Below are 25,920 nucleotides of genomic sequence, written 5' to 3' on the forward strand. Positions count from 1 at the left end.
ACATGATCAAAAAAGAAACCTTTATAATCAAAGATAGCACCAAAACATAACAGGTTATGAAAATATTCATTTTAGCAATGATTGCTTTAAGCATCCTAACAGCTGTAGGATGCCAGAATACCAATGGACAGGATACAAAACGTAAGCTGAGCAAACCGGCTGCCGAATGGAAAAAAACTCTTAACTCCAATCAATACCACATTATGGTTGAAAGCGGTACCGAACCGCCATATCACAATGAATACTGGGATAATCACGAAAAAGGTATTTACGTAAGCGCTGCAACCGGCGATACATTATTCAGCTCCGGCGATAAATTTGACAGCGGTACGGGCTGGCCAAGTTTTGTTAAACCGGTTGACCCAAAAAAAGTAGCAATAATTACCGATAACAGCTACGGCATGAGCCGCGACGAGGTTATCGAGAAAAGTACAGGCTTACACCTCGGCCACGTATTTGATGATGGCCCTGCCGACCGCGGCGGCAAAAGGTATTGCATGAACTCAGGAGCTTTAAAATTTATTAAAAAGCCATAACCCTGCGGTTTGCATTTAATGACGGGCGCAGTTGTGGCCTTACGCGTAAACCTTGCTCATATTTTAATCCAATGGTCAGGTCTATCCAATCGGCGTTAACAGCCCTGATCATTTTTTCTTTTTGCGGGCGGGTATAAGTGCTCACCACTTTAAAACGTTCCATAGCCTGCTCTTCGGTATTGATCTCCTCAAAGTAAACCAAACGGTTAAGCTGCTGCGCATTGTCAAAAAACAAGGTTGGCATTTCGCTGTAAAACTGGATGGTTTTCATCAGGTCAGAACATAAGCCTACATGCAGATTTTTACGGTTCCTGTCGGTAATGATATAAACAAAACGTTTCATTTTATGATAAAAAATTTGGTGAACAGATAATTATTACTAACTTTATGAGCATAAAATTACTAATAAATTTAGCAAATCCAAATTTTATGTCAATAATTTCACAAAATATTAAGTTTCTCCGCAAAAAGAAGGGTTTAACGCAGCAGCAATTTGCGGACGAATTAGGTATAAAACGTTCATTAGTAGGCGCATATGAAGAAGACAGGGCCGATCCGAAGTATGAATTACTAAAATCGTTAGCAACCTATTTTGACGTTACTATTGATGACTTTATCAACGAAACCATCAACGAAAAATGGCAGCCAAAACCGAAAGGTAACCCCGCCAACCTGCGTATCCTGAGTATTTCTGTTGATAAAGATGAAAACGAAAATATAGAAATGGTACCTGTAAAGGCCAGCGCAGGTTACCTTAATGGTTATGCTGATCCTGAATATGTAGCGCAACTGCCTAAGTTTTATTTGCCTATGTTTAAGCAGGGTACATTTCGTGCCTTTGAGATTAAAGGCGACTCGATGCTGCCATTACAATCAGGTACTATTATAATAGGTGAGTATGTAGAAAACTGGGGCGATGTAAAAAGCGGCGAAACCTACGTAGTAATATCCAAAAATGATGGCGTGGTTTATAAGCGCATCGGTAATAAGTTTAAAGAGAATAAAAAACTAAAGCTTATTTCTGATAACCCGGTTTATGAACCATATGAAATATCGGGCGAGGATGTACTGGAATTATGGAAAGCTAAAGGCTACATTTCAACACATTTGCCAGAGCCTTCACCTGAGCCTACTATGGAAAGCCTTACCAGCATGATGGCACAAATGCAACGCTCCATATCAAATTTACAGCAAGGCAACAATTAAGTTACATCAGCTTTTTTAAACCTTTACGATATATCTTTATCCTACTGTTAAAACGTAAATTAAATTAAAAAGCGATGAAAAAATTATTGTTAATGTGCTGTTTCCTGATTGGAATTTCAGCAGCCAGCCACGCACAAGGCGGCATGAGGAAAAGCCCTGAAGAAAGAGCTAAGGATTTGCAAACCCAGCTTAAATTGACAGATGATCAAACCACCAAGATCACTGCAGTTTACAAAGAACAGGCAACTAAAATGGACAGCGTACGTACTGCTGCCAATGGCGACAGGGATGCAATGCGCTCTGCAATGCGCCCAATGATGGAAGCAACCAGCACCAAGATCAAAGCTATTTTAACAGCCGACCAAGCTGCAGCTTACGACAAAGCAATGAAGGAAAGAATGGACCGCATGCGCCAGGGTGGCGGTGGCCAGTAAAACATTATCACATAGAAAAAAGCGACCAATGGTCGCTTTTTTTATTTTTGCACAAAACGAAGCACATTGAAAGCAGCCGAAAATTTCTTAAAGAACAAATTGCATGAGCGTCACCAATCAGGCACATACCGCCAACTAAAGCCCGAAAACGGTTTGCTTGATTTTTGCTCGAATGATTACCTTGGCTTTGCCCGTTCGGTTGTTTTAAAACAAAATATTGTACACGAAGTAGATCATCATCCGCTTAGTTTAAACGGCGCTGCCGGATCAAGGCTACTATCGGGCAACATACAATATGCTGAAGACCTGGAAAATCAAATAGCAGCACATCATGAAAGCGAAGCTGGTCTGCTCTTTAATTCGGGTTACGATGCCAACCTGGGCTTGCTTTCGTCCCTCGCCCAACGTGGCGATACCATTATTTTAGATGAACTGGTGCATGCCTCTATCATCGACGGCGCAAGATTGAGCTATGCTAACCGCTACAGTTTCAAACATAACGATCTGGAAAGTTTGGACGCTAAACTAAAACTGGCCAAAGGCCATTGTTATGTAGTTATTGAAAGTGTGTATTCCATGGATGGCGATACTCCTCCCTTTTTGGAAATCCTTAATCTAACTGAAAAATATAACGCCGCCTTAATTGTTGATGAAGCACATGCTGTAGGTCTTTATCCTAAAGGGTTGGTTTGTGAACTTGGTTTACAGCAAAGAGTTTTTGCCCGCGTGGTAACATTTGGCAAGGCGCTGGGCGGTCATGGCGCGATAGTGCTTGGGAGTAACAGCCTGCGGAATTACCTGATCAACTTCGCGCGTTCTTTTATCTATACAACCGCGGCATCTTTCCATCAACTGGCAGCTATCAAAATGGCTTATCAGCTATTAGGAAATTCCGGCGAAGCTATCATCAGCCTAAAAAAGAATATTGAACTATTTAAACAGGAAGTAAATACAGGCGAAAGCTTCACTTTGTTAAACAGCGATAGCCCTATCCAGTGCATCATACTTGGGAGCAATGAAATGGCGCGGGAAGCGGCTAAGCAATTGCAAATGAATAACCTGGATGTAAGGCCTATCCTAAGCCCAACAGTTGCACAGGGCACCGAACGGATCAGGATTTGCCTGCATAGTTTTAATACCGAAAATGATTTAACTTTGCTGGCTGCAACTGTTAACAAATTCATACTATTACATGCCTGATAAGCAACCGATATTTATTTCCGGCATTGATACCGGGATTGGTAAAACACTGGTTTCGGCTATTTTAACCGAAAAACTAAACGCTGATTACTGGAAACCAGTACAATCTGGCGACCTTGATAAAAGCGATACTCTGAAAGTAAAAAGCCTCATCTCCAATAAAGTCACCCACTTTTTTCCGGAGGCTTATGCGCTTACGCAACCTTTCTCACCCCATAAATCGGCCGCTCTTGATAAAATAAGCATCGATCTGGAAAACATCGTTCTGCCGAAAACAGATAACCAATTGGTGATAGAAGGGGCTGGTGGACTCATGGTGCCGCTTAACGACAATTTCCTCATCATCGATCTCATTAAGCAGCTGAATGCACGGGTGATATTGGTAACCAAGCATTACTTAGGCAGTATTAATCACACGCTGCTGTCGTTACATGCATTAAAAAAATATGGCATCCCGGTTATGGGGATTATTTTTAACGGCGATAAGGATATCTATTCAAAAAGCTATATCCTCGAATATTCAGAAGTACCCGATCTTGGGCAGATCCCGGAGTTTAAAACTATCAACAAAAAAACTGTTAAAGAGGCCGGTAAGTTTATTACCTTGTAACACCGGCAGCTTTCATAAACCGATATTTTGCCGGTTTCGTAAATAAATGCTATGAAAAACATTACTGTAATTGGCTCTGGCACTATGGGCAACGGCATTGCCCACACTTTTGCCCAGCATGGCTTCGAGGTATCATTGGTTGATATCAGCGATGATGCTTTGAGCAAAGCCCTGCAAACTATCAGCAATAACCTGGACAGGCAGGTAAAAAAAGGCACTATAAATGAGGAAGTAAAAACCGAAACCCTGAGCCGCATCCACATTTTTACTGACCTGGCCGAAGGTGCTCAACATGCCGACCTTGTAATTGAAGCCGCCACCGAAAACCAGGAAATTAAGCTTAAACTGTTTAAGCAACTCAGCGAAATTTGTAGTGAAGATGTAATACTGGCCTCCAATACCTCATCCATATCAATCACCAAAATTGCTTCGGCCACCAAGAAACCGGGCAATGTAATAGGCATGCACTTTATGAACCCGGTACCGGTGATGAAGCTTGTGGAAGTGATTAGGGGTTATGCCACTACTGATGCCGTAACCGAAACTATCATGGAACTTTCGCGTACCCTGGGCAAAGATCCTGTTGAGGTAAACGACTATCCTGGCTTTGTAGCCAACCGCATTTTAATGCCGATGATAAACGAGGCTATTTATACCTTATATGAAGGTGTAGCAGGCGTTCAGGAAATTGATACGGTGATGAAGCTTGGCATGGCCCACCCGATGGGGCCACTGCAATTAGCCGATTTTATTGGGCTTGATGTTTGCCTTGCTATTTTGAAAGTTTTGCATGACGGCTTCGGCAATCCCAAATATGCGCCTTGTCCGTTATTAGTAAATATGGTTACCGCCGGTCATTTAGGAGCAAAAACCGGCAGCGGTTTTTACAAGTATGCCGCAGGCAGCAAGGATCTGGTAGTTGCTGATAAATTCAGCCCCACGGCCTCCTAAAAGGAGAGTTTAAAAAGAAAAGTCCCAGGTAAATAACTTTACCTGGGGCTTTTGTATTAACAATCATCGTTCCCCCTTTAGGGGGTAGGGGCTTTACATCCTCTCCGGCACTTCAATTCCTAAAAGTTTCATCCCTTTACTGATCACTTTAGCCGACGAGGCAGATAAATGCAGCCTGAATTGTTTTGATTCCTCATCTTCAGCCTGTAATATTGATTTTTCGTGGTAAAACTTATTGTAAGTTTTAGCAAGCTCATATACGTAGTTGGCAATAATAGCCGGGCTGTAACCTTTGGCAGCTTCTTTAACAGCATCCGGGTATTTGTCAAGTAACACGATCAAATCGCGCTCAACACCTGCTAATTCTGCTACAACCGGTTTAATTTCTGCTGAGTAATCAGCCCTGCTTAATACCGATTTAATACGGGCATGCGTATATTGAATAAACGGTCCGGTATGTCCCTGAAAATCAACTGATTCATTGGGATCAAACAATAAACGCTTCTTCGGATCAACTTTTAACAGGAAATATTTAAGCGCGCCCATACCTATGGTATGGTAAAGCTCAGTCTTATATTCTTCGCTAAAGCCATCTACTTTACCCATGGCTTCAGTTTGTTCTTTAGCTGTAGTTTCCATCTCAGCCATCAAATCATCCGCATCAACCACAGTTCCCTCACGTGATTTCATTTTGCCCGAAGGAAGGTCAACCATTCCGTACGACAAGTGAAATAATCCGTTTGAACCTGTTTTACCTAATTTTTGCAGTATCAGGAACAGCACTTTAAAGTGATAGTCCTGCTCGTTACCTACCACGTAGATAGATTTATCCATGTGGTAATCGTTGTATTTCAGCTGTGCGGTACCCATATCCTGGGTAATGTAAACTGAAGTACCATCGCCACGAAGTACCAGCTTTTCATCAAGCCCGTCAGAAGTAAGGTCTATCCAAACCGAGTTATCGGCTTTTTTAAAGAAGACGCCTTTTGCAAGGCCTTCTTCAATAATATCTTTACCTAACAGGTAAGTGTTCGATTCGTAATAGTATTTATCAAAATCAACACCAAGTTGCTTGTAGGTCTCGGCAAAGCCTGCATAAACCCAACCGTTCATAGTTCTCCACAGGTTCATTACTTCCTCATCGCCAGCTTCCCATTGTTGCAGCATCTGCTGGGTTTCGAGCATGATAGGTGTAGCGTTTTTAGCTATCTCTTTGATCTTATCTTCTTCGCCGGCTATTTTCTCATTAAGTTCAGCAATAAGCTTTTGATTTGCATCATCGGTTTGAGCGCGCTTTTCCTTTACCTTAACAATGGTAGCTAACGATTCTTCGATTTTTAACTTTTGATTCTCTTTAAAGGCCGAGAGATCATGCTTTTCATAAACCTCATGCAACACGGGCTTAAGCTGCTCCCTCAATTCCTTATCAAACAATACATAGTATTTACCTACCAGGTGATCGCCTTTCATGCCTGAGGATTCAGGAGTTTCGCCATTGCCAAACTTTTGCCAGGCCAGCATGGATTTACAGATGTGGATGCCACGATCATTAACCAAATTGGTTTTGATTACCTCATAGCCATCGGCAGCCAGGATCTCGGCAACCGAATAACCTAACAAGTTGTTGCGGATATGGCCAAGGTGCAGCGGTTTATTGGTATTGGGAGATGAATATTCCACCATTACCTTTTGCCCGTTAGGCTTTGCTACCGCGAAATCATCGGCAGTAATATTATTATATAACTGGCTGATCCAGTATTCATCGCTGATAGAAAGATTAAGGAAACCTTTGATCACGTTAAAGGAAGCAACTTCCTTCAACTCGTTCTTAAGGAACTCCCCTATTTCGGCACCTGTTTGTTCAGGGCCCTTACGCGAAAACTTGGTAAACGGGAAGGTTACTATGGTTACTTGTCCTTCAAACTCCTTACGGGTTTCCTGTATGCTAACGGCAGCCGGTTCAATGTCAGTTTGGTATAATTGCTTAACTGCTTTTACGGCTGCTTCAATAATAAAATCCATTCGGCAAAATTAAATAAAATGGGCGGATTGAAAATATTAAAATGGTGATGTCTCTGCTTAGATCTACGTGGCACCTACGGAGCCGAATTTTGTATCGTGTTTATAGTTGAATACGAACCTGATTGTGGGCTCCGTAGGTGCCTCGTATATCCCAATAAACAACTTATTCCCGGCACATCCGCGTTAACAAAGCCTCATGCTGAGGATATTGCAACACCAATTCGTCACGCTTAGCCATTTCAAATTCGCTAAAATCAAAACCCGGTGCAACGGCACAACTTACCAACGCAAAACCCTCACCTGTTTTCAATTCGGCGGCAAACCATAACCCGGCTTGTACAATAACCGAAAAGCTACCTGTACTTTCATCAGATAATTCATGGCTTATTAAACCTCCATCTTTTTGGATCACGTGAATGATCAAAGGCTGCCCCTTATGAAAATACCAGATCTCATCTGATGCAATACGATGAAAACCGGAGAAATCTGCATTCTCCAATAAATAGTAGATGGAAGTGCAAGCCTGTTTAACGTTTGCCTCGCCAACTCGGTTAACCTGCTGTTCAGAACGAAAAGTCTCTTTGTAATAACCACCTTCTGGATGGGGCAACAGGTTTAACAATTGTATGTAATGAGCTGCATTTTGAATTTCCATAAAACAAGTATAAAACAAAAAAGTCTCCCTTTCAGGAGACTTCCGACATAATTAACCAACCAAAGAAAACCTGTCTATTTGAAGCTTGTTGTTCCGTCGCCCTGATAAGCATAACGGAAAGTATAATAACGTGATGCAGGCCTTGTGGTAAGATCAGCAAACGTGGCAGTTGTGGTATTTGGATTGCCTTTGTAATAGCTGATCATTTCTACCTTAGCGTATTTTCCATCAGCAGTTTTGATTACGAATATTTTACCAGGTACGGTAAGTATAGCGTGCTGCGGCTCGGTAGTAGCGGTATAAGTGTACCAGCCCGAAATGGCAGGAGCGCCCGTCGCGTCGCTTTTATAACCATCTGTTGGTGCTGTGGTTAACGTTTCGAACGTGCCGCTCACTACCTGGGCCTGGGCTGTCCCGGTGCCTGATGTGCCACCATTTATAAAAATGCTGGTTGATTTAAATTTAATGTCCCATTTGGTTGCAGACGCAGTATCTGCACCTGTAACCGCGGCGCCGGTAGCAAGACTAAAGTAAACTGTGGCCTTTGAAGCCCCGTCAAGATCAGTAATAGTTTTAGTGGTAAGCTTGCTTACAGCAGGAGTTGGATCATCGTTATTTTTACTGCATGATGATGCCAGTAATATAGCCGCCGCGCCGAATGCCAATGATAAAGTTTTGAATTTGTTCATGTGTGTTGTATGTATGATAGTTTAATAATTATTGCTTGTTAAAATTGTAAGCTAACCCGGCGTAAATAAGTCTGCCGGGCAGGTTCAGGATCACCTGCGGGTCTTTATGGTTAAATAGATTTTGCGCAGTAATTTGCAACCTGAGGGCATCTTTCATAAACAGCTTTGAAACTGATGCGTTGATCAGCATATAGCCGTTGGTATACTCGTCGTCCCGGTTAACAATACCATTGCCATCGCTGTCTTTATAGCCGTACCTTCCGCGATAAATAGCCCTTACCGATGTGTTGATACCAGTTTTTTCGTCGTTGTAATTCAGCCTGATGTTGTAGGTATATTTTGACCTGCCAAGCAAACCGCCGTAATCACTTCGTTTTAATAGCTTGGTTAAGTTGGTTTCAGGGTCTTTGGTAAAAACTTTACCGGCCTTGATCTGGTCAAGCACATCCTGGTCATATGCTTCAAGGTATTGGAACCCGCCACCTACCTGTAAGGGTTTAAAAAGCTGGTAGGTAACATCTGTTTCCACACCCTGCGTATAAACTTTATTGAGGTTGAAATAAGAGAAAACCGATTGCCCGTTTGTTTTCAGGGCGATGGCAGCGGCTTCGATCAGATTACTGATATTGTTGCGGAACAGGTTAGCAGTCCAGTAAAGTTTGGTTACCGGCTTATACCTGAAACCAAAGTTGAAGGCGCTGGAACTCTCAGCATTTAACCTTTTAAGTGTGGAGGGATCAATCAATACTGTTTCAATCTGCCCCTCCTGCTGTAAACGGGCTATCCCGGCTTGTGCTTCTTCATACCCAAATACGCTGTAACCTACTTCGGCATTGGTAAAGTTGAGGTAAAGCTGCCTGAAATCGGGGGCCTTGTAGCCTTTGCCTGCCGAACCTAATATGGTAAGCTTATCACTAAGGGCATAACTTGCTGCCAGCTTAGGGCTGAACTGTGATTTGTAAACGCTATGTGCGTCAAACCTGCCACCGGCAATAATGTCAAGCTTTTTAACCGGGATCCAATCCGCCTGGAAATAGCCATAGCCGGACGTGAACGATTGTTGTTTGGTATAGCGGGTAGCCTCAACCGTTTCGTACTGGCCACCAACACCCGCCGTTAATTTCAGGTTGTCCTGAAGGGCATAATCGTTCTGGACTTCGGCGCGGTTAAAGCTTTGGGTAAAGTAAGTTTGATCGTAAACTTCGTTATTATCCTCGTACCTGATATCCGAATTGGTTTTATAAACCGAGCGGTAAAGCTGTAACACCGAAACATCTTTTTTGCTGAAGCGATGAGTAAGTACCGGAGCTATATTAAAATCCTTTTCTGTTCCTTTACCTGATGCAAAACGGTTGTCATCAACCGAAAAACGGCTATCCTGATCATTGGTAAAATATCTAATTGATAACTTCAGACTGGTGTTATCATCAAAACGGTAAGCTGTTTTACCATTAAGCGTATAGCCATGAAAAGGCGAAACCGTTGGGATGCCTGATGCAGGTTGCAGGCTATACCCACCGCTGCTATTACGGTTGGCGAAACCGCTGATATAGAATTTATCTGTTTTGTATGATGAGTTCAGGGAGATGTCGGCATTTTTATTGGTGCCATATCGCCCGGCCACACCACCTGAAAAGCCTTTGGCTGGCTCGGCAGTAATGATGTTCACTACGCCGGCCATTGCCTCCGAGCCGTAAAGGGAAGATGTAGGGCCTTTAACTATTTCAATTCTGTCGATATTATTGGTAGTGATGCGCGACAATTCCAATATGCCGGTACTACGCCCGATCAGCGGTAAACCATCTATCAGGATCAGGGTATAAGCAGGATCAAAACCCTGGATCTGGATGCCTTGTCCGTGCGGATCATCCAGGATATTGATGCCGGTTTGTTCCGACAAAACCTCGTTCAGGCGTACCAATCCGCGTTTTTTTATTTCTTCGGATGTGATGCGGGTTATCGGGATAGGTACCTGTTGTAAACTTTTTGCAGTTCGGGTCCCTGTTACTACTACCTCTTTTAATTGCTTGGTGCTATCCTTCCTTGTTGTGTCGCGTTGTGCAAAAGCAGCAGTTGAAACCGACAAGACAAGTACCAAAGGAAGAATAATTTTCATTTATTTAGACTAATTAAAAATAATGATGCAAATTTGTGACATCAATGTCAAGTATGGTTAACGCCAAACGGATTGAAAACAACGCTAAACGGATTTTATGCTCGTTACCCTTACCCCTGCTTCACAAACAAACCGTCTTCAACTGATTTATCCGGAGAGTTTTACCGCTACGTCATGTCTCGAAAAAAGGAGTCAAGAGATATCGCTTACAGATGGCAGAATTAAAGTGGATGAATACTGGTTTGATGGTATTTGCGCTATATACAGCGTTCTTCACTCTGCGCAGTCATTCAGCATTAGTTTGGATTACTCTAAACCGTGCAGAATCCTACTTTTTTCATTGGATGGTAAGTTGGAGGCAGATACCGGAAGAACATTAATAAGAATGAATAAAGGCAACTGCTCTTCTGCTTGCAGAGCCAATCTGAACGTCAATATATTTATCCATGCCAACAGCACCATGCTGGCGATATGTATTGATGAATTATTTATAGAGAAGCTATCCGCCCAAGGAACCTTGCCTGCAGATATAAAAAAATATCATGATCATCTGATAAAAAAAAACCTGATCGTAAAGGCTGAATCCATCAGTAAAAACATTTTAGATAATAGTCAAACACCTTACATAAAACGCCTGTTGTTTGAAGCTGGTATAGTTGAGTTGTTAATTAAGCAATATCAGCCTGACGAAGAGCCACGACACCCCATTTTTAGCGAAGCAGACAAAGCGCGTTTACTTGAAGCTAAAAATATTGTAGAACAAAATCTAAAACATCCCTGCTCTTTGATCGAGTTATCGCGCAAAACCGGGCTCAATGATTTCAAACTAAAGAAAGGATTTAAAGCCTTATTTGGTAATACCGTTTTTGGATACCTCGCCGAACTCAGGATGAACATGGCCTACAAGCTGCTTAAAGACGGGCGTACCGTTAGCGAAGTTGCCGAAACCGTGGGTTATAAAAACGCGCATCACTTTACAGCTGCGTTTAAAAAACACTTTGATATGCTGCCAAGTAAGGTTAGCAAACTGATGTTTATTATGATGGGATGCCTGGCGTGGATGTAATATCGAGTTATAGTTCCATTTTTTTGGCTGTAGAGACGCATCACATGCGTCTCCCACGTAATGGCTAAATTCTCCAAATGTTGTGCAAAGCGGCTTGTCCTTAAGGAGATGCATGTGATGCGTCTCCACAAAAGATATTCTGTAATCATTCATTAAACAACTTCAAAATCCCTGTCTGGTTATTCTGCTCTGCCAGTTTCTTGGCCGATATTCCCTGATTATTCTCCTTATTGAAGTCAGCACCAAACCTCAGCAGTAACCTAATCTGATCCAGCTTATACTTCCGTTTCACGGCATAAAAGAGTGCGGTATTGCCATCCTTATCGGCAAAGTTTACGTCTGCGTCATTGTTTAAAAACCACTCCGAAATTTCAAAGCGTTTCCAGTTGTAGGCAGCCATGAACGGGGTGTCATTGTCTATACCATTATCTATTTGTGCCCCGTAACTTTTAAACAGATTGGCGGCTTCAACATCGTTATACCAGGTTATGGCATACATGCAGTGCTCGGGATCGGCTCCGTTGGCCAACAGGTATTTATATAGTAATTCATTTCTTCCCCTGGTATAAGCATACCAAAGCGGTGTGGCCGGGAAAAAGCCACATTCTTCTTTTATCCGGTGAACGGAATTAATATCCATCCCCTTTGCCAGTAACAATTTAAGCAGGGTCAAACTATCTCCGGCTTTTGCAGGGCGTTTAGCGATTTCAACACCGCACAGGTAATGAAGGGCGCTTTTACCGCTGTCCTCGGCCCAGGCAAGCCATTTGTGATCCTTTTCGATCATAGCTTTAACGGCTTCAACGTTGAGATCTTTTACGTGCTGAATAAATTTGATCATAACTTTCTCCTATTATTTATTCAGCAAGCCCAACCAGGTTTTCACCGCGTTCCGCAAAGCTTCCTCTTTTGCCTCAACTTCGTCCATATTGTAAAAAAACGCTAACCTCCGGCAATCTGCATACTCGCCGGAAAGCAACCCGGAAGTATCATTGATCTTTGCTCCCGAGGGGAATACCAGCCGGATACAATCTTTTTGGTATACGTTTGAAACGACAAGATACCTTTTGTACTCTTTAGGATCAAAAGACCGCATCTCACCGATATATAAGAAGCTTGGCGCGTTCCATTTGATCTGCTCGCCTATTTCACTATCAACGCTGAGGATGATCTTCCTTAATGCCTCCAATTCGTTCTTCAAAGGGTGATCCAGCTTTTCCATATAGGCGTCTACACCGGCAGAATCGGCAAGGGCGATTGGTTTAAAGTTTTTGGCTTTCATCACAAAAAGGAAATAAACTAATTGTAAGGCTTAAATAAAATTAAAAAAAAGATACTTAATACCAAAGGAACCTTAAATAGTACCACAAAATGAGCCTGCATGATCTTAACTTTGGTGCATCAAATCAGATTATTACCATCATGGAACAAAAGCTGCCACTACCTCCATTTAATTTTGAAACAGCCACTCAAAAAGTTCAATTAGCCGAAGATGCCTGGAACAGCCAGGACCCGACAAGGGTTTCATTAGCCTATACTATTGATACCGAATGGCGCAACCGCTCGGAATTTGTGAACGGGCGCCAACAGGTAGTTGAGTTTTTAACCCGTAAATGGCAAAAAGAACTCGACTATAAGTTAAAAAAAGAATTGTGGGCTTTTACAGATAACCGCATCGCTGTACGTTTCGAGTACGAATACCATAACTCCGAAGGCCAATGGTTCCGCGCTTATGGTAACGAGAACTGGGAGTTTGACGAAAACGGCCTAATGCAAAAACGCTATGCCAGTATCAATGATCTGCCCATTAAAGAAGGTGACAGGCGGCTATAAAAATAAATAACCCATTATAAGAGCTGCCGGCTTTTACAATGGGTTAAACATCAATGTTAAAATAATTAAGTAAAAAGGTTTAGGGGCTTCTCCTTAGTTTAGGTTTATATTTTTTGAGCTAATTTTCTACATTCTTAAGCCTTATCATGGCTATTGAATACTTCAACATTTTTATTTTATCAGGGGTACAAATTTTAAAACCGGGGGTATTTCTTTAATATCTCAAATTTCGTTTAAGTGCTAAAAACTATAAAGGGTGTTTTCACCCTTTTTTAGCTTCAAAACAGGTAATAAAATGAAATAGAAGTTTATTATTTTTCCTACTTTGCATTACAGTTAACACCAGTTAACAGATATAACCTATAATTAATGCAGACTTTAACATCAACCCCACTTATTCAAATTGCTATTATTGATAACCATACATTGTTTAGGCAAGGGATGATCAGTTTGCTTGATGATTTTAACGAGATCAGTATAGTTTTCGACGCTGAAAACGGCGAGGATATGATCAGCAAGCTTAAAAAATTCCCTTTGCCCGATATTATCCTGATGGACATTACCATGCCTGTGATGGATGGTTACCAGGCCACGGCCTGGCTACGGGAAAACCATCCAACTGTAAAAGTACTGGCGCTAAGCATGTCTGACGAGGATAAACCGATCATCAACATGCTCAAGAGTGGGGCTGTTGGTTACATGCTTAAGGAATCGAAGATTCGGGATGTAGTGTACGCGATGCAAACTATCCAAAAACATGGTTATTACCTTAATGAACTGGTAAGCGGCAAATTGCTGTACACCATGCAAAACAAAAATACGCCCGTCGATAAATCTAAAGAACTTACCTCCAACGAGCTTACTTTTCTAAAGCTAAGTTGCTCAGAACTTACCTACAGGCAAATTGCCGACGAAATGAACTTAAGCCCTCATACTATCGATAACTACCGCGAATCATTATTTCAGAAGTTTGGGCTTAAATCACGAACAGGCATGGTACTTTTCGCTATCAAAAATCAGATCATAAGCGTTTGAGAGCAATGAAGTTATATCTTTATTAACTAACTGACAATTACTGCATTCCGTTACAAATGACAAATCGTTACGATATTTCGTCATTTCAAAGCCACACAAAAATACAACAAACTCATTGTCAATAATATAGAAAAAAGGCATTAGTATTGAATCTGGATATTCGTAAATTAAATCACAATAAGAATATCATTAACCTTAAATCACTAATCTATGCCAAATCCTTTATCAACATTCGGAGTTATTCATACGGCAATAAGCCTTGTAGGGGTTGCCTTTGGTTTTATCGCCTTATTTCAGGATGGAAAAATCAATCCTAAAACAACAAATGGCAGGCTTTACGGCTTCTTTACCGTGCTGGCCTGTTTATCATCATTTCTGGTTATGAAAACCGGTCACCTGAGCAGCGCCCACAACCTTTCGTTCCTCATTTTAATATTGCTGCCTATTGTTTATTATGCCCCTTCCCTACGCATTTTTGGCAGTAAGGCAGATTACGTACAAACCATAGGTATGACAGCCACATTATTCTTTTCATTAGTACCTGCCGTAGTTGAAACACTCACAAGGCTCCCTGTTGAACAACCTGCAGCCGACGGCCCTGATTCGCCCGTAGTAAAAATGGGGCTTTTGATCATGTTGGTATTATTTGTAGCAGGTATGATATACCAGGCAATTAAACTGAAGAGCCAGCGTAAGGGTCTTACCCCTGCAATGTAAATTGTACCTGCCGATACTTATTAATATATTAACTGTCTGGGGCCTGCCTGTTTTTTACAGGCAGGCATTTTTTTGTTTCTATAGTAGTTCTGTACCTTTTTACCGGTTATTAATTTTCAATATTTAATGAATTGCAGATTTGGTAATGTCCCCAAATAGCTGGAAATTGCCCTGAAGGTTGTGCAGAAAGAAATATTGAATTGTCATTGTAGCGCACATCTTTTACTTCCATTTTGTATCAATTCTTAATCGTATAATACATTTAACATGAAAAAAGTAACGGGGCTTGGCGGCGTATTTTTTAAATGCGATAATCCGCAGGAGATGAACGAATGGTACGCTAAAAACCTTGGGTTGCCCACCAGTGAATACGGGGTAACATTTGATTGGCGGCAGGCCGATGATCCGTCGAAAAAAGGAACAACAGCATGGTGTACGTTTCCGCAGGATACCAAATATTTCGATCCTTCGACTAAGCCATTTATGATCAATTACCTGGTAGAAGATATCGTTGCACTGGTTGAGGAACTAAAAAAGAGCAACGTGACCATTGTTGATGAGATTGCGGAGTATGACTACGGCAAATTTGTCCATATACTTGATCCTGAAGGGAACGTCATTGAACTTTGGGAAGCCACAGATGATTCGGGGCAGGAAAACGAGGCAGGGTAAATCATAGTTTATATTTTGCAGCAAACCTGTTAATGCGTCCACATTCACCTAACAACACTAAAAGGTAAGCGCGGACGCTTACTTGAGTAATAATTCAAGCGAAAGACGCTTGAACTTGCATTCTGTATATTAGAATGCAACAGCCCTGCCCTTGAGAGGAGTGCAGGAGTATGTTTCTGCTTTTATAAGCTAATCGCATAAACACACCCCTGCTACCCCTATTCCTCCGCCCCCCTCTCAAGAGAGGATTTGTTTAAACCCTTTGTCAATTTATTGCTTAAGGCAACGGCTGCACATAATTATCTTTGAGTAACCCTCACCCAGTCAACCAGCATTTTAGCCTGGCCATTTTTAACAAGTTCAACTGAGGATTGCGGCAAACCGTAAGGCTGTTTAACCCCGTTTATTTTTACCGGGTATCCGCCGCCTAATGCAAAATTGAGGATGAGATACTGTTGGTTATCAAAAGCCCATTTGCCGTAATGTTGGGCCATTGTTTTGGTTACCCGGAACATAAGCTTGCCATCATATTTAAAATCAAGTTCATCAGGCGTCCAGTCTACAGCATAAGTATGCCAGTGGGCTACATCCTTATCAGCATCAAAGTACTGACGGTTTACAAAAGGGGTTTCACCGCTATAACCGGGGCCATGTACGGCAGCGCTCACCCAGTCTTTTTCACCAATATATTCCATAATATCGGTTTCGCCGGTTAAAGGCCAATTCCCCGTACCCAGCAGCCACCAGGCAGGCCACAGGCCGGCACCATCCGTCAGTTTAATACGTGCTTCGGCAGTGCCGTATGTGAACTGGAATTTGTTCTGCGTAGTCATCCTGCTCGATATAAAATCAAAATGCTGACCATCCTTCGTAACAAAACCCGGAGCAGATTGCGGTCTGATCACCAGTACGCCTCCATCTGCCCCCTCGGCATCTGCACCATGTGCAATGAAGGCGGTAGACGGGGTATCAACATAAGCCTGCAGCTCGTCGTTAAAATGCATCCCGGTTATCTCGAAATTCCATTTGGAGCGGTCGATCTTGTCCCGATTAAAATCGTCGTAAAAAACAACTTTACCTGTTGAGCCGGTAGTTACTGTGTTTTTTGTAGATGAGCAGGCTGATAGTAATGCGACTCCGAATAACAGGCCAACAGGCAGCTTGTATCTGTATTTTTTAAAATTCATAATTATTATTTGGTTCAATGAGTGGCCGGTTTGTTTTGAACAAACCGGCCACCGGATAATTAATTTATTGATACAGCCTGATATAATCTATTTCCATGGTACCACCCGTAACTGCCGGATCAACCGCGCCGCCAAAATTACCGCCCATGGCCACGTTAAGGATGATGAAGAAGTTTTGATTGAATGGCAAACTGCTGTCATTGGCAACTGTTTGGAACACCGTACCATCAACAGAGATCTTAATGGATGTGGCCGACCAGTCAACAGCATACACGTGAAACTCGGTAGTAGCGGTTGGAATGGTTGTGTTAGCGCCATTTCCGTTAGCACCCGAATGCCCCGGATAATGCAGCGTACCGAAGATCTTATTTAACTGGTTACCCACATGCTCCATAATATCGATCTCCCCGCAGGCAGGCCATGGCGAAGTAGCATAATTACTGCCCAGCATCCATATGGCCGGCCATGTACCACCACCGGCAGGTAACTTAGCCCTTATTTCAAGACGGCCATACTTAAAGGCAAACTTTTGATCGGACTTTAACCTTGCCGATGTATAAGCGCTGCCCATGTAATCTTCCTTTTTGAGGTTAATCTTCAGCGTTCCGCCGGATACAATAACGTTTGTTGCCCTGTCGGTATAATATTCCAGTTCGTTATTACCCCAACCACCGGCACCAAGATCATAGCCCCATACAGCGGAATTTGGTGCCCCGTCAGTGTTAAACTCTTCCGACCAGGTAGGCGTCGGTCCACTTGTTGCGAATGATATGGTTACCGCCAATGATTTTGTAGCGATATGCCCTGTGCTGCTTTTAGCCGTAACCTTGGCAGTAAATGTACCTTCGGCGGGGTATTTATAGGTTAGCGTGCCATTTGTTGAGTTTTGGAAACTGCCGTTGCCAAAATCAAACTCGTAGCTTACGGCATTGATTGCAGTTGCAGTAAAGGCTACATTACCACTGCCATCGTTACTTACCACGGCTTTAAGAGTAAGCCCGGTGGGCGGTGTTCCAACCGAACCCAGTCCTTCGTTCTTTTTGCCGCAGGCGGCAAAAAGAAACGATACCAGCATTATGAATAGAGATATGCGTAAATTTTTCATATGATTATTGTTTAACTTTTAATATCTGATACCAGGCAAGCCCGTCGATACCGATGTTGCGTAAAGAGATCTGGGTTGAAGTAAGTGACAGTATCTCGTAAGTATTGCCGCCTGTACCAAAATTGATCAAACCATTACCCGGCACTACAAACTGGATGCGGGTTGAATTTGCTGATGTTGAAGCCGATGTAGCATCCATAAAGGTTAAGTTACGGGTACCCGATACATCAATATCATAACAATTGTCTCCGCCCGACTTACCGTAAAACACAGTTGATGCCGCAATGAAAAATGATTGTCCTTTATTATTAATGCTCATGCTCACGGTATTGTTGGCATTTTTGGTAAAGGTGATCTCATCATCATATAAACACTCAGCACGCTCATTAGGAGCAGCTGCATAGTAAGATGGGGTAAATCCATCGGCAGGACCTACACCTACGTGGCCTGGCGTGGTTCTGGCGGAAACCCATGTTTGTGATGAGCCTTTGGTCAGGTTCTGAAGTATCTCGGCAGGAATATCGAATGCTACAAACACGCTTATCTTTTTACTGATGGTTGATGTTGTGCCGCCTGTACCTATAGCATTTACCGTGATGGTATAATCAAACGTACCGGGATTGCTATACTTATAAGTAATAGTTCCGGATGGTACAATTTGTGTATTGCCATCGCCAAAATCTATCTTGTAACTGATAGCCTTACTGGCCGTGGTAGTAATGGTCACTTTACCGGTACCCCCACCTGCTGGGTTGGCATCATTTTTACCGTCGATAGCTGCATTGAGCGTCAGGTCGGTCGGGGTATTCAGCGGACCAAACGAATATTGGGGCTTTTTACAGCTGGTATAACCAATAACAGCCGCTATGATAATTATCGCTATTGCTTTTATGTTGATTTTCATGATCTGTTATTAATTAAGTGTGATATCATCAAACAGGAAAGTATAATTGGCAGATCCATCACCCTGCGTACCATTATCAAATATCAGCACCACTTTTTGGTATGATTTTGCTGTATTGATAGCACTGTAATCAAAGGTGAGTTCTTCCCATGTATTGGCTGTAGTAGTTGCTACTTCCTGCTGATAGTTGGTATTGCCATCGGTCAGGTTTTCTACTTTCAATAATACTTTAGCCCCTACACGTGGAGAGTACACCTTCATTTTAAAGGTTTTCTTTGTCGAAAAATCTATTGGGTTATCAAGCGTTATAAAGCTGCCGCCGTAAGTTTCACCGCTGTATTTGATCATCTGGCCAACCTTACTGCTGGTATTGATTCCTGTAGCATGAGGATTATTCACTATCGACACAGCACCTCCCGCAAAATCGGTAAAGGCATAAGTTACTGCCGATGACTCGAAAGTAAGCGGCAAGCCTAAAACGCTTGACGAAGGATCGGGTGCTATAAACATTACATCATCCCAGTAAAACTTTTTGCCATTTCCAGCAACGTTAAAATCGAAGAAGAGAGACGCTTTATCGTAATTTACTGACAGGTCAAGCGCTGGTGTACCGGTTGAATTTTTAGTAAAATCAAAGGTCAGCGTTTCCCAGGCATTGGCCTTGGTGGTGAGCACATCCGTTTCAACTGATTTAGCGCCATTGTTATGATCTTCAAGTTTCAGCTTGATATCGATGCCTACCGCCGGAGAATAAACCCTTACACTCATTTTGGTGGATGTAGCAGTAAGTGGCACTTTAGCCGAAAAGCCGATTGGCGTGCCAATAGTTGTACCTGCCCATGTTTGGGCTCCGTTTGGTTTGGTTGTAATTTTAACTTTATTGGCTGCGTTGGTTGGATCTACACCATCAACAGTTTGATTGTTGCCGAAGTCGGTTACGGCGTAATTAACGTCGGTCGCGTCAAAAGTTACCGGCAAGTTGATCTGTTTTAGTGTTGGCGGAGCGGCTACCAGTTGGAAGTCATCGGCATAAAACACCTTACCGCTGCCCGGATTGCCAAAATCAAAGAAGATAGAAGCTTTGTCATAAGTAAAGGTCGGGTCAAGCGCCGGTGTACCTGCTGCCTGCTGTGTAAAATCAAACACCAAAGTTTCCCATTTATCGGCTACCGTGGTTTTTACATCAGTTTCAACCGCATGGTTGCCATTAGCATGGTCTTCCACTTTCAGCTTAATATCCAAACCAACAGCAGGCGAGTAAACCCTTACACTCATTTTAGCATACGCAGCAGTAAGCGGGATTTTGGTAGCAAAACCCGATGCTGTACCGAGCGTTGTACCTGACCAGACTTCAGCACCATTTGGTTTAAGGGTTTTCATTACTTTGTTAGCAGCATTGGCCGGGTCGGCAGCTAATGACGACTGGTTATTGCCAAAATCGCTCAAAGTATAATCGTAGTTAGGGTCATCAAAGGTAACCGGCAGGTCTATTTGCTTACCTACTTTAACCGCTTGCGTAAATACCGTTGTTTCGGCACCACCACTTAAAGCGGTTACAGTAACAGTATAGCTGCCGGCACCTGCATAGGCATGCGTTACCGTTTTCCCCTCCAAAAATGATTGGGATGGCACCGGGTTGGTGGCAGTTGAATCACCGTAGGATACTTTAAACAGCGTTTCGTAATCTGCAGTTGCAGATACATTGACGTTAAGGCCATCAGTAGCAAGCGTAACCTTTAAGTTCTCCGGTGCCCTGAATGCCACTGTTAATGGCTGGGTAGCGGTAGTGGTTTTACCGGTAAGGTTATGGCCTACCAACTTTACCGTATAGTTCCCTTCGGCATATTTATGCTGAATATTTTTACCAGCAGCAACTTTTACAAAGGTATCGCCGCTATCGCCAAAGTAAACATCATATGATGTTACTCCCTCGCCGTTTGGGGTAATAGTTACCAGCCCGGTATTATCATGCGTAATGTCAAACAATACGGATAACTTCCCGGGATCGGCGGCGTTTTTAACAAATGAAGTATCGGTAAATTCTTCCTTTTTACAACCGGCCGCTATGGCAAGTAAAAGAGAAATACCTAAAATATATTTCGTTGATTTCATGATCTTTTTCGTTAATGGTTAATGATTAGTATCCCGGATTTTGCGTTAATCCTGAAATATCCACTTCCTGCTGAGGTACAGGGAACACTTCATTTTTACCAGTTTTAAACCCTGTGATCTTGGTAGCAGCCTGCCCGGTACGTACCAGGTCGAAAAAGCGGTCACCTTCCATGCCCAGTTCCAATCTTCTTTCATCCCAAATGGCCTGCTTTAACGTTGCCCCTGTAGCCGTCACATTGTGATTGGCATCCTTAAAAGCACGGGCACGTACCTGGTTCAGGTAACCCTGAGCTTTGGTATCATTGGGTGATCCGGCCCTATTTTCGGCTTCGGCAGCCATCAGTAAAACTTCGGCATAACGCAAAGTCCTGAAATTATTGAGGTAGTTTAACTCCACCTGGCCAGAGGTTTCGCCTTTGCGTGGCAGGTATTTGCCATTATATAAGCCGGTATTTTTATAAGGCGCTACCTGGTAAGTGATATTGAAAGATGGATTAGCAGTTTTATAAGCTTCGATATCAAAAGTGGTGATAGCTTTGCGCTGATCCCCGGCAGAGTAAGCCGCTGCCAAATTCTGTGTAGGCAGGTTGGTGCTCCAGCCAGCCGCATAAGGCATATCAGCCGAGCCATTTAACCCGCGGATACCGCATTGCTGTACCGAGTAATTACCTTGTCCACGCGTAACGCCACCCCAGTTGTAGTAAGGAGAGTTGTTGCTGTACTGAATTTCAAAAACCGATTCGGGGCCGTTTTCACCCGCTGCCAGGAATATCGAGGCAAAATCGGGCACCAAAGTAAATGCGCCTGAACTGATCACGCTCTCAAGTACAGTTTTGGCATCATCAAACTTATTCTCGTACAGATATACTTTACCCAGCATAGCCTGGGCTGCATATTTGGTGATACGGCCTTTTTGATCCTGCGAGGCCGGCAGTACGGCAATGGCACTGTTCAGGTCCGCTTCTATCTGTTTGTAAACATCAGCTTTAGGGTTACGCTTAAGGGTTTTGGAATCGCTTACTTCTAACCTTTTGTCGGTAAACAGCGGCACATCGCCAAACATCCGCACCAGCGAAAAATAGTAGTAAGCGCGTAAAAAGCTAACCTCACCATAAAGGGCATCCTTGCCTGCAAAGGTAACCTGCGTACCGGCCGGGTTCTTGTCTTTATATTGCGTAAGGTAATTGGCGCGGTTTATGCCCTCGTAGGATACCTGCCACAGATCGGTAAGTGTTGAGTTAACCGGGGTGAGGGTATAATCATCCATCTGTTGCAATGAAAGCACATCTGATGCTGCCTCGCCGCCAGCCACCGAGTTATCAGAGGCAATATCGCCTACGGGCACCATCTGGTTTAACCATTGTAAAGGCGTGTAAGCGCTGATCACCATGGTGCGGTAATCGGTTTCGGTTTTAAGGTAATCCTGGTCGGTTACTTTAAAATCTTCGTGCGGGTTATAGTCTACAAATTTTTTACATGAGGTGTTCATGGTCATTAACAGAACCATGCTCACTATCGGTATGTATATCTTCTTCATTTTAGTATCTGTTAGTGGTTATAGTTTAATGTCAAGACCAAAGCTGTACATCCTCGCCTGCGGGTACGCGCCGCGGTCGATACCTGTATCCAACACATCGCCGGCTATTTCCGGATCAAAACCTGTGTATTTGGTAATGGTGAAGGCATTTTTAACCTGTCCGTAAACCCTGATGCTCTTAAATACACCACGTGCAAATGAAGTTGGCAGTGTATAACCCAGCTGCAGATTTTTTATTTTCACGAAGCTGCCATTTTCAACATACCTGTCGGATACGCGGATGTTACTGTTGGGGTCGTTAAATGAATACCTCGGATCTTTAGCATCGTTTGTTGAACCCGGACCAGTCCAGCGGGCCAGCACGTTGCGGAACTTGTTGGTGAAGTTTTGATTACGCTCATAAGCCCGGTAAACATCATTACCTATTGAAGCATAAGTAAACGCGCTGAAATCAAAGCTTTTGTAGGATACACTCAGGTTCCAGCCTAAAGTAAATTTAGGGAAAGGGTTACCGATCTGAGTTTGATCGGCAGCGGTGATCTTTCCGTCGTGGTTAACATCCACATAGCGGATATCACCCGGCTGTGCGCCGTCCTGGGTTGGTGCGGCAGCAATTTCGGCAGCGTTCTGAAATAAGCCATCGGTTTTGTAGCCGTAGAAATAACCCGGAGTATGCCCTTTTTCAAACACGGTAACTGTTTGCGATTGGCCATTGAAATAACTGCCGCCGGTTACTTTAGCAGTACCGTCGGTATTAGTAGCGGTAACAATGTTTTTGCTTGTGGTAAATGTAAAGTTGTTGCTTAATTTAATGTCTTTGCTGATGGTTTCGTTATACCCGAGCGTGATATCAACACCGTTTGTTTTGGTTGAGCCGATATTAGCAGTTGGCGGAGGTATGGTGCCTAAATACAAGGAAATTGAAGGCGTAAACAGCAAACCGCTTACCCTTTTTTCAAAATAATCAGCAGAGAGGGAAAGCTTGCCTTTAAAGAATGTAGCATCAAAACCTACGTTGCTTTGCAGCTGTTTTTCCCAGGCCAAACTGTTGTTGGCTGCCGACCCTACGGTTGAACCCGGATAAAAGATGTTTCCAAAGTTATAACCGTTGCTATTGGCAGTTGGGCCATAATCAGGACCGCCGGTTACTATAGAAACATAAACCGGGTTCACGTTTTCGTTACCGGTTGAGCCATAGCTGCCGCGGATCTTTAAATAATCAATAAAAGGCACTTTGAAAAAGTCTTCGCTGCTTACTACCCAGCCCAATGAACCGGCGTAAAAGTTGGCGAATTTATTGTCCTTACCAAAAGCAGATGAACCATCCTGGCGGGCAGAGAATGATGCAAGATATTTGCCTTTGTAATCATAATTAACGCGACCGAAATAAGAGAGGTTACGTTTAAAATACTGGTAGTATGAACCTGTTAGCGCATTTAGGTTATCGGCAGTGTTATTGCCTGTAGCGGCCGAAAAATCGGCAAACTCCCATGAATTGAAAGGTACATCCTGCCGGGTGGCATTCATGCCGTTACCTGTGGTTTTCGCCATTGAAAAACCAACAACCGTTTCAAAATGGTGATCTTTTTGAATGTTGAAGTTATAATTGGCAAATGATTCCCAGGTATAGTTAAAATTGCTGTTTTTAGTTTGCGATACACTGCTGTGTGAACCGGTTACCGTGCTGCCATCGGCATTCATGGTGTTGTTTACGTTAAGCGGACCATAAAAAATCAGCGGGGTAAAGTTTTTAGAATTGTCATCATACTTGGTGTAGCCAAACCTGCTGTTCAGTTTAAGGCCTTTAATTACATCGTACTGCAATTCAAATTTACCATACAGCTTATTACCTGTGTTTTTGTTGTAGGTATTATCCAGCTTGGTTAGCGGGTTAAACACTTCTGACAGGATCAGGTTACTATAACCGTATTTACCAACGCTATTAGGATCGTTATTGTAAACAGGTACCGTTGGATCAAAGTTGAGGGCACTGCCCAAAATACTGTTAAAGGAGTTTTCCTGTACCGATTTACCTGTCAGGATCACATCGGTAGCATTAACAAGGAATTTGATTTTAGAGGTAAGATCAAAAGACAGGTTAGCCGTAAAGTTTCCCCGGTTAAACCTCGATTTATCATAACCACCTACTATACCGCCCTGGCTCTGGTATCCCGCAGAAAGGAAATACTGCATTTTATCGCTGCCGCCGCTGGCCGAAAGGTTATGCGTTTGCATAGGCGCGGTATGGAAGATCTGGTCCTGCCAGTCGGTACCTACACCAAGTATGGAAAGATCGGGAAAGATGACCGGGCCGCCTGAGGTTACACTGCCTTCGTTAACAATAGCGCCATATTCTGTAGCGTTCAATACACCTATTTTACGCTGCACACTTTGAATACCATAATTGCTATTGATGGAGATCTCGGTTTTCTGGTTCCTTCTGCCCGATTTAGTTGTAACCACGATAACGCCGTTACCGCCCTTTAAACCGTATATAGCAGTAGTAGCTGCATCTTTCAGTACGTTAATCGATTCAATATCCGAAGGGTTAATGGCATTAAAATCGGTCAGTGTTTGTACCGAACCATCCACGATCACGGTTGGGTCATTACCTGAAAATGATGGTATGCCACGCACCTGCACGGTAGGTTTTGAACCCGGCGAACCGCTTTGAATCACCGTTACGCCCGAAGCCTGGCCTTGCAGGGCTTCTTCCGCACGTAAAGGCGTAAGCTTTTTAATATCCGAAGCCTTAACTACAGATATAGCGCCCGATATATTGGTTACTTTTTGGGTGCCATAGCCTACAACAACAACCTCGCTAAGGGTATTGGCGGCGTTATCTTCCAGCGCGAAGTTTACTTCGCCGGCCTGGCTTACCTGCTGCTCAATCTTATTCATACCGATAAAGGATACTACCAAGGTTGCGCCGCTCTGTGGTATTTGCAGTACGTACTTTCCGTTGATATCCGTTACCGTACCATTGGTGGTGCCTTTAATAGCAACGGTGGCCCCGGGCAGCGGATCGCCGGATTTCTTTTCGGTAACCTTACCGGTTACACGAAGTGTTTGTGAATAAGCCCTGTCAACAAAGCAAAAGAGCAGTGCGAGGGCTATACAAAACGTAAGTTTTTTTTGCATAAAGTTTAATTTTAGGTTGATACTATTTTGATTTTTGGAGGGATGAAAGCCTTTGCAGGCACTCATTACACACTACGTGGGGCAGTGTATTGTAAATTGGTTCACCTTTTCAGGGTGGAAATCGCGGAAGCACCTCATGTGCAGCTGCCATAAAGCAACTGCAGGCCTGCACAAGCGCAAAGCCAGGTGTAC

24 protein-coding genes are annotated in these 25,920 nt (G+C 43.1%); 11 read left to right on the forward strand and 13 right to left on the reverse strand.

Annotated elements, in window-relative coordinates; genetic code table 11:
- Nucleotides 1-56: 56 nt before the first annotated feature.
- Nucleotides 57-536 carry a peptide-methionine (R)-S-oxide reductase MsrB gene (gene msrB / locus AC1DUD_RS08810; protein ID WP_477373674.1) on the forward strand — a complete coding sequence of 160 codons (480 nt, stop codon included), beginning with the start codon at nucleotides 57-59 and terminating at the stop codon, nucleotides 534-536.
- On the opposite strand, the gene AC1DUD_RS08815 is transcribed toward msrB, so the two are convergent.
- A complete protein-coding gene (locus tag AC1DUD_RS08815; protein ID WP_330858928.1) occupies nucleotides 523-879 on the reverse strand; it encodes a GIY-YIG nuclease family protein in 357 nt (118 codons plus the stop codon). The genes msrB and AC1DUD_RS08815 overlap by 14 nt on opposite strands.
- 86 nt (nucleotides 880-965) lie before the next feature.
- Between AC1DUD_RS08815 and AC1DUD_RS08820 the strand changes: the two genes are divergently transcribed.
- The 5 genes from AC1DUD_RS08820 to AC1DUD_RS08840 all read left to right on the forward strand — a co-directional run bounded on the left by AC1DUD_RS08820 (nucleotide 966) and on the right by AC1DUD_RS08840 (nucleotide 4,937).
- Nucleotides 966-1,742, forward strand: a complete 777-nt coding sequence (locus tag AC1DUD_RS08820) for a helix-turn-helix domain-containing protein (RefSeq protein WP_121227331.1) — start codon at nucleotides 966-968, stop codon at nucleotides 1,740-1,742.
- A 74-nt stretch (nucleotides 1,743-1,816) separates the two neighbouring features.
- The gene (locus tag AC1DUD_RS08825; RefSeq protein ID WP_477373677.1) at nucleotides 1,817-2,176 is read left to right on the forward strand and encodes a hypothetical protein; all 360 of its coding nucleotides are present in this window, start codon (nucleotides 1,817-1,819) and stop codon (nucleotides 2,174-2,176) included.
- Between the two features lie 66 nt (nucleotides 2,177-2,242).
- Nucleotides 2,243-3,376 (forward strand): aminotransferase class I/II-fold pyridoxal phosphate-dependent enzyme, encoded by a 1,134-nt coding sequence (locus tag AC1DUD_RS08830; protein WP_477373679.1) that lies wholly within the window; start codon nucleotides 2,243-2,245, stop codon nucleotides 3,374-3,376.
- Nucleotides 3,369-3,986 carry a dethiobiotin synthase gene (gene bioD / locus AC1DUD_RS08835; protein WP_477373681.1) on the forward strand — a complete coding sequence of 206 codons (618 nt, stop codon included), beginning with the start codon at nucleotides 3,369-3,371 and terminating at the stop codon, nucleotides 3,984-3,986. Before AC1DUD_RS08830 ends, bioD begins: the two co-directional genes overlap by 8 nt.
- A 51-nt stretch (nucleotides 3,987-4,037) precedes the next feature.
- Entirely contained in the window at nucleotides 4,038-4,937 is a 900-nt protein-coding gene (locus AC1DUD_RS08840) for a 3-hydroxybutyryl-CoA dehydrogenase (RefSeq protein WP_477373683.1), read from the forward strand.
- A 93-nt stretch (nucleotides 4,938-5,030) separates the two neighbouring features.
- Here the strand turns inward: AC1DUD_RS08840 and argS are convergent, their stop codons facing one another.
- From argS to AC1DUD_RS08860, 4 genes are all read right to left on the reverse strand, one after another.
- Nucleotides 5,031-6,959 carry an arginine--tRNA ligase gene (gene argS / locus AC1DUD_RS08845; protein ID WP_477373685.1) on the reverse strand — a complete coding sequence of 643 codons (1,929 nt, stop codon included), beginning with the start codon at nucleotides 6,957-6,959 and terminating at the stop codon, nucleotides 5,031-5,033.
- A gap of 163 nt (nucleotides 6,960-7,122) precedes the next feature.
- Nucleotides 7,123-7,614, reverse strand: coding sequence for a cupin domain-containing protein (locus tag AC1DUD_RS08850; RefSeq protein WP_477373687.1), 492 nt, complete (start codon nucleotides 7,612-7,614; stop codon nucleotides 7,123-7,125).
- A gap of 74 nt (nucleotides 7,615-7,688) precedes the next feature.
- Complete coding sequence (locus tag AC1DUD_RS08855; protein WP_477373689.1) at nucleotides 7,689-8,303, reverse strand: HmuY family protein; 615 nt, start codon at nucleotides 8,301-8,303, stop codon at nucleotides 7,689-7,691.
- A 28-nt stretch (nucleotides 8,304-8,331) separates the two neighbouring features.
- Nucleotides 8,332-10,419: a TonB-dependent receptor plug domain-containing protein gene (locus AC1DUD_RS08860; RefSeq protein WP_477373691.1), complete on the reverse strand. Its 2,088-nt coding sequence runs from the start codon at nucleotides 10,417-10,419 to the stop codon at nucleotides 8,332-8,334.
- 97 nt (nucleotides 10,420-10,516) lie between these two features.
- On the opposite strand from AC1DUD_RS08860, the gene AC1DUD_RS08865 reads away from it, so the two are divergent.
- The gene (locus AC1DUD_RS08865; RefSeq protein ID WP_477373693.1) at nucleotides 10,517-11,485 is read left to right on the forward strand and encodes a helix-turn-helix domain-containing protein; all 969 of its coding nucleotides are present in this window, start codon (nucleotides 10,517-10,519) and stop codon (nucleotides 11,483-11,485) included.
- A gap of 145 nt (nucleotides 11,486-11,630) precedes the next feature.
- Here the strand turns inward: AC1DUD_RS08865 and AC1DUD_RS08870 are convergent, their stop codons facing one another.
- Together AC1DUD_RS08870 and AC1DUD_RS08875 are read right to left on the reverse strand one after the other, a co-directional pair.
- On the reverse strand, nucleotides 11,631-12,326 hold the full coding sequence (locus tag AC1DUD_RS08870; RefSeq protein ID WP_477373695.1) for an ankyrin repeat domain-containing protein: 696 nt from the start codon (nucleotides 12,324-12,326) through the stop codon (nucleotides 11,631-11,633).
- Between the two features lie 12 nt (nucleotides 12,327-12,338).
- On the reverse strand, nucleotides 12,339-12,767 hold the full coding sequence (locus AC1DUD_RS08875) for a DUF1801 domain-containing protein (RefSeq protein WP_477373697.1): 429 nt from the start codon (nucleotides 12,765-12,767) through the stop codon (nucleotides 12,339-12,341).
- Between the two features lie 89 nt (nucleotides 12,768-12,856).
- On the opposite strand from AC1DUD_RS08875, the gene AC1DUD_RS08880 reads away from it, so the two are divergent.
- From AC1DUD_RS08880 to AC1DUD_RS08895, 4 genes are all read left to right on the forward strand, one after another.
- Nucleotides 12,857-13,318 (forward strand): nuclear transport factor 2 family protein, encoded by a 462-nt coding sequence (locus AC1DUD_RS08880; RefSeq protein ID WP_477373699.1) that lies wholly within the window; start codon nucleotides 12,857-12,859, stop codon nucleotides 13,316-13,318.
- A 369-nt stretch (nucleotides 13,319-13,687) separates the two neighbouring features.
- A complete protein-coding gene (locus AC1DUD_RS08885; RefSeq protein WP_477373701.1) occupies nucleotides 13,688-14,353 on the forward strand; it encodes a response regulator in 666 nt (221 codons plus the stop codon).
- A 210-nt stretch (nucleotides 14,354-14,563) separates the two neighbouring features.
- The gene (locus AC1DUD_RS08890; protein WP_477373703.1) at nucleotides 14,564-15,070 is read left to right on the forward strand and encodes a hypothetical protein; all 507 of its coding nucleotides are present in this window, start codon (nucleotides 14,564-14,566) and stop codon (nucleotides 15,068-15,070) included.
- A 267-nt stretch (nucleotides 15,071-15,337) separates the two neighbouring features.
- Complete coding sequence (locus tag AC1DUD_RS08895) at nucleotides 15,338-15,742, forward strand: VOC family protein (RefSeq protein WP_477373705.1); 405 nt, start codon at nucleotides 15,338-15,340, stop codon at nucleotides 15,740-15,742.
- A gap of 299 nt (nucleotides 15,743-16,041) precedes the next feature.
- Here the strand turns inward: AC1DUD_RS08895 and AC1DUD_RS08900 are convergent, their stop codons facing one another.
- The 6 genes from AC1DUD_RS08900 to AC1DUD_RS08925 form a co-directional block, all read right to left on the reverse strand.
- A complete protein-coding gene (locus AC1DUD_RS08900; protein WP_477373707.1) occupies nucleotides 16,042-16,929 on the reverse strand; it encodes a glycoside hydrolase family 16 protein in 888 nt (295 codons plus the stop codon).
- A gap of 64 nt (nucleotides 16,930-16,993) precedes the next feature.
- Complete coding sequence (locus tag AC1DUD_RS08905; protein ID WP_477373709.1) at nucleotides 16,994-18,034, reverse strand: family 16 glycosylhydrolase; 1,041 nt, start codon at nucleotides 18,032-18,034, stop codon at nucleotides 16,994-16,996.
- A gap of 4 nt (nucleotides 18,035-18,038) precedes the next feature.
- Nucleotides 18,039-18,938: a PKD domain-containing protein gene (locus AC1DUD_RS08910; RefSeq protein WP_477373711.1), complete on the reverse strand. Its 900-nt coding sequence runs from the start codon at nucleotides 18,936-18,938 to the stop codon at nucleotides 18,039-18,041.
- A 9-nt stretch (nucleotides 18,939-18,947) separates the two neighbouring features.
- The gene (locus AC1DUD_RS08915; protein ID WP_477373713.1) at nucleotides 18,948-21,050 is read right to left on the reverse strand and encodes a hypothetical protein; all 2,103 of its coding nucleotides are present in this window, start codon (nucleotides 21,048-21,050) and stop codon (nucleotides 18,948-18,950) included.
- Between the two features lie 25 nt (nucleotides 21,051-21,075).
- A complete protein-coding gene (locus AC1DUD_RS08920; RefSeq protein ID WP_477373715.1) occupies nucleotides 21,076-22,587 on the reverse strand; it encodes a RagB/SusD family nutrient uptake outer membrane protein in 1,512 nt (503 codons plus the stop codon).
- An 18-nt stretch (nucleotides 22,588-22,605) separates the two neighbouring features.
- Entirely contained in the window at nucleotides 22,606-25,728 is a 3,123-nt protein-coding gene (locus AC1DUD_RS08925; RefSeq protein ID WP_477373717.1) for a SusC/RagA family TonB-linked outer membrane protein, read from the reverse strand.
- Between the last annotated feature and the right edge of the window lie 192 nt (nucleotides 25,729-25,920).

The organism is Mucilaginibacter sp. P4_A11, from assembly GCF_056402535.1.

Excerpts from the sequence above, each read along its gene's own strand:
- AC1DUD_RS08850 (WP_477373687.1), bottom strand. The coding sequence starts at position 7,614 with ATGGAAATTCAAAATGCAGCTCATTACATACAATTGTTAAACCTGTTG.
- AC1DUD_RS08885 (WP_477373701.1), top strand. The coding sequence starts at position 13,688 with ATGCAGACTTTAACATCAACCCCACTTATTCAAATTGCTATTATTGAT.
- bioD (WP_477373681.1), top strand. The coding sequence starts at position 3,369 with ATGCCTGATAAGCAACCGATATTTATTTCCGGCATTGATACCGGGATT.
- AC1DUD_RS08880 (WP_477373699.1), top strand. The coding sequence starts at position 12,857 with ATGAGCCTGCATGATCTTAACTTTGGTGCATCAAATCAGATTATTACC.
- AC1DUD_RS08865 (WP_477373693.1), top strand. The coding sequence starts at position 10,517 with ATGCTCGTTACCCTTACCCCTGCTTCACAAACAAACCGTCTTCAACTG.
- AC1DUD_RS08905 (WP_477373709.1), bottom strand. The coding sequence starts at position 18,034 with ATGAAAAATTTACGCATATCTCTATTCATAATGCTGGTATCGTTTCTT.
- AC1DUD_RS08840 (WP_477373683.1), top strand. The coding sequence starts at position 4,038 with ATGAAAAACATTACTGTAATTGGCTCTGGCACTATGGGCAACGGCATT.
- AC1DUD_RS08890 (WP_477373703.1), top strand. The coding sequence starts at position 14,564 with ATGCCAAATCCTTTATCAACATTCGGAGTTATTCATACGGCAATAAGC.
- AC1DUD_RS08825 (WP_477373677.1), top strand. The coding sequence starts at position 1,817 with ATGAAAAAATTATTGTTAATGTGCTGTTTCCTGATTGGAATTTCAGCA.
- AC1DUD_RS08815 (WP_330858928.1), bottom strand. The coding sequence starts at position 879 with ATGAAACGTTTTGTTTATATCATTACCGACAGGAACCGTAAAAATCTG.
- AC1DUD_RS08915 (WP_477373713.1), bottom strand. The coding sequence starts at position 21,050 with ATGAAATCAACGAAATATATTTTAGGTATTTCTCTTTTACTTGCCATA.
- AC1DUD_RS08820 (WP_121227331.1), top strand. The coding sequence starts at position 966 with ATGTCAATAATTTCACAAAATATTAAGTTTCTCCGCAAAAAGAAGGGT.
- AC1DUD_RS08925 (WP_477373717.1), bottom strand. The coding sequence starts at position 25,728 with ATGCAAAAAAAACTTACGTTTTGTATAGCCCTCGCACTGCTCTTTTGC.
- msrB (WP_477373674.1), top strand. The coding sequence starts at position 57 with ATGAAAATATTCATTTTAGCAATGATTGCTTTAAGCATCCTAACAGCT.
- AC1DUD_RS08875 (WP_477373697.1), bottom strand. The coding sequence starts at position 12,767 with ATGAAAGCCAAAAACTTTAAACCAATCGCCCTTGCCGATTCTGCCGGT.
- AC1DUD_RS08860 (WP_477373691.1), bottom strand. The coding sequence starts at position 10,419 with ATGAAAATTATTCTTCCTTTGGTACTTGTCTTGTCGGTTTCAACTGCT.
- AC1DUD_RS08920 (WP_477373715.1), bottom strand. The coding sequence starts at position 22,587 with ATGAAGAAGATATACATACCGATAGTGAGCATGGTTCTGTTAATGACC.
- AC1DUD_RS08910 (WP_477373711.1), bottom strand. The coding sequence starts at position 18,938 with ATGAAAATCAACATAAAAGCAATAGCGATAATTATCATAGCGGCTGTT.
- AC1DUD_RS08855 (WP_477373689.1), bottom strand. The coding sequence starts at position 8,303 with ATGAACAAATTCAAAACTTTATCATTGGCATTCGGCGCGGCGGCTATA.
- AC1DUD_RS08900 (WP_477373707.1), bottom strand. The coding sequence starts at position 16,929 with ATGAATTTTAAAAAATACAGATACAAGCTGCCTGTTGGCCTGTTATTC.
- AC1DUD_RS08870 (WP_477373695.1), bottom strand. The coding sequence starts at position 12,326 with ATGATCAAATTTATTCAGCACGTAAAAGATCTCAACGTTGAAGCCGTT.
- argS (WP_477373685.1), bottom strand. The coding sequence starts at position 6,959 with ATGGATTTTATTATTGAAGCAGCCGTAAAAGCAGTTAAGCAATTATAC.
- AC1DUD_RS08895 (WP_477373705.1), top strand. The coding sequence starts at position 15,338 with ATGAAAAAAGTAACGGGGCTTGGCGGCGTATTTTTTAAATGCGATAAT.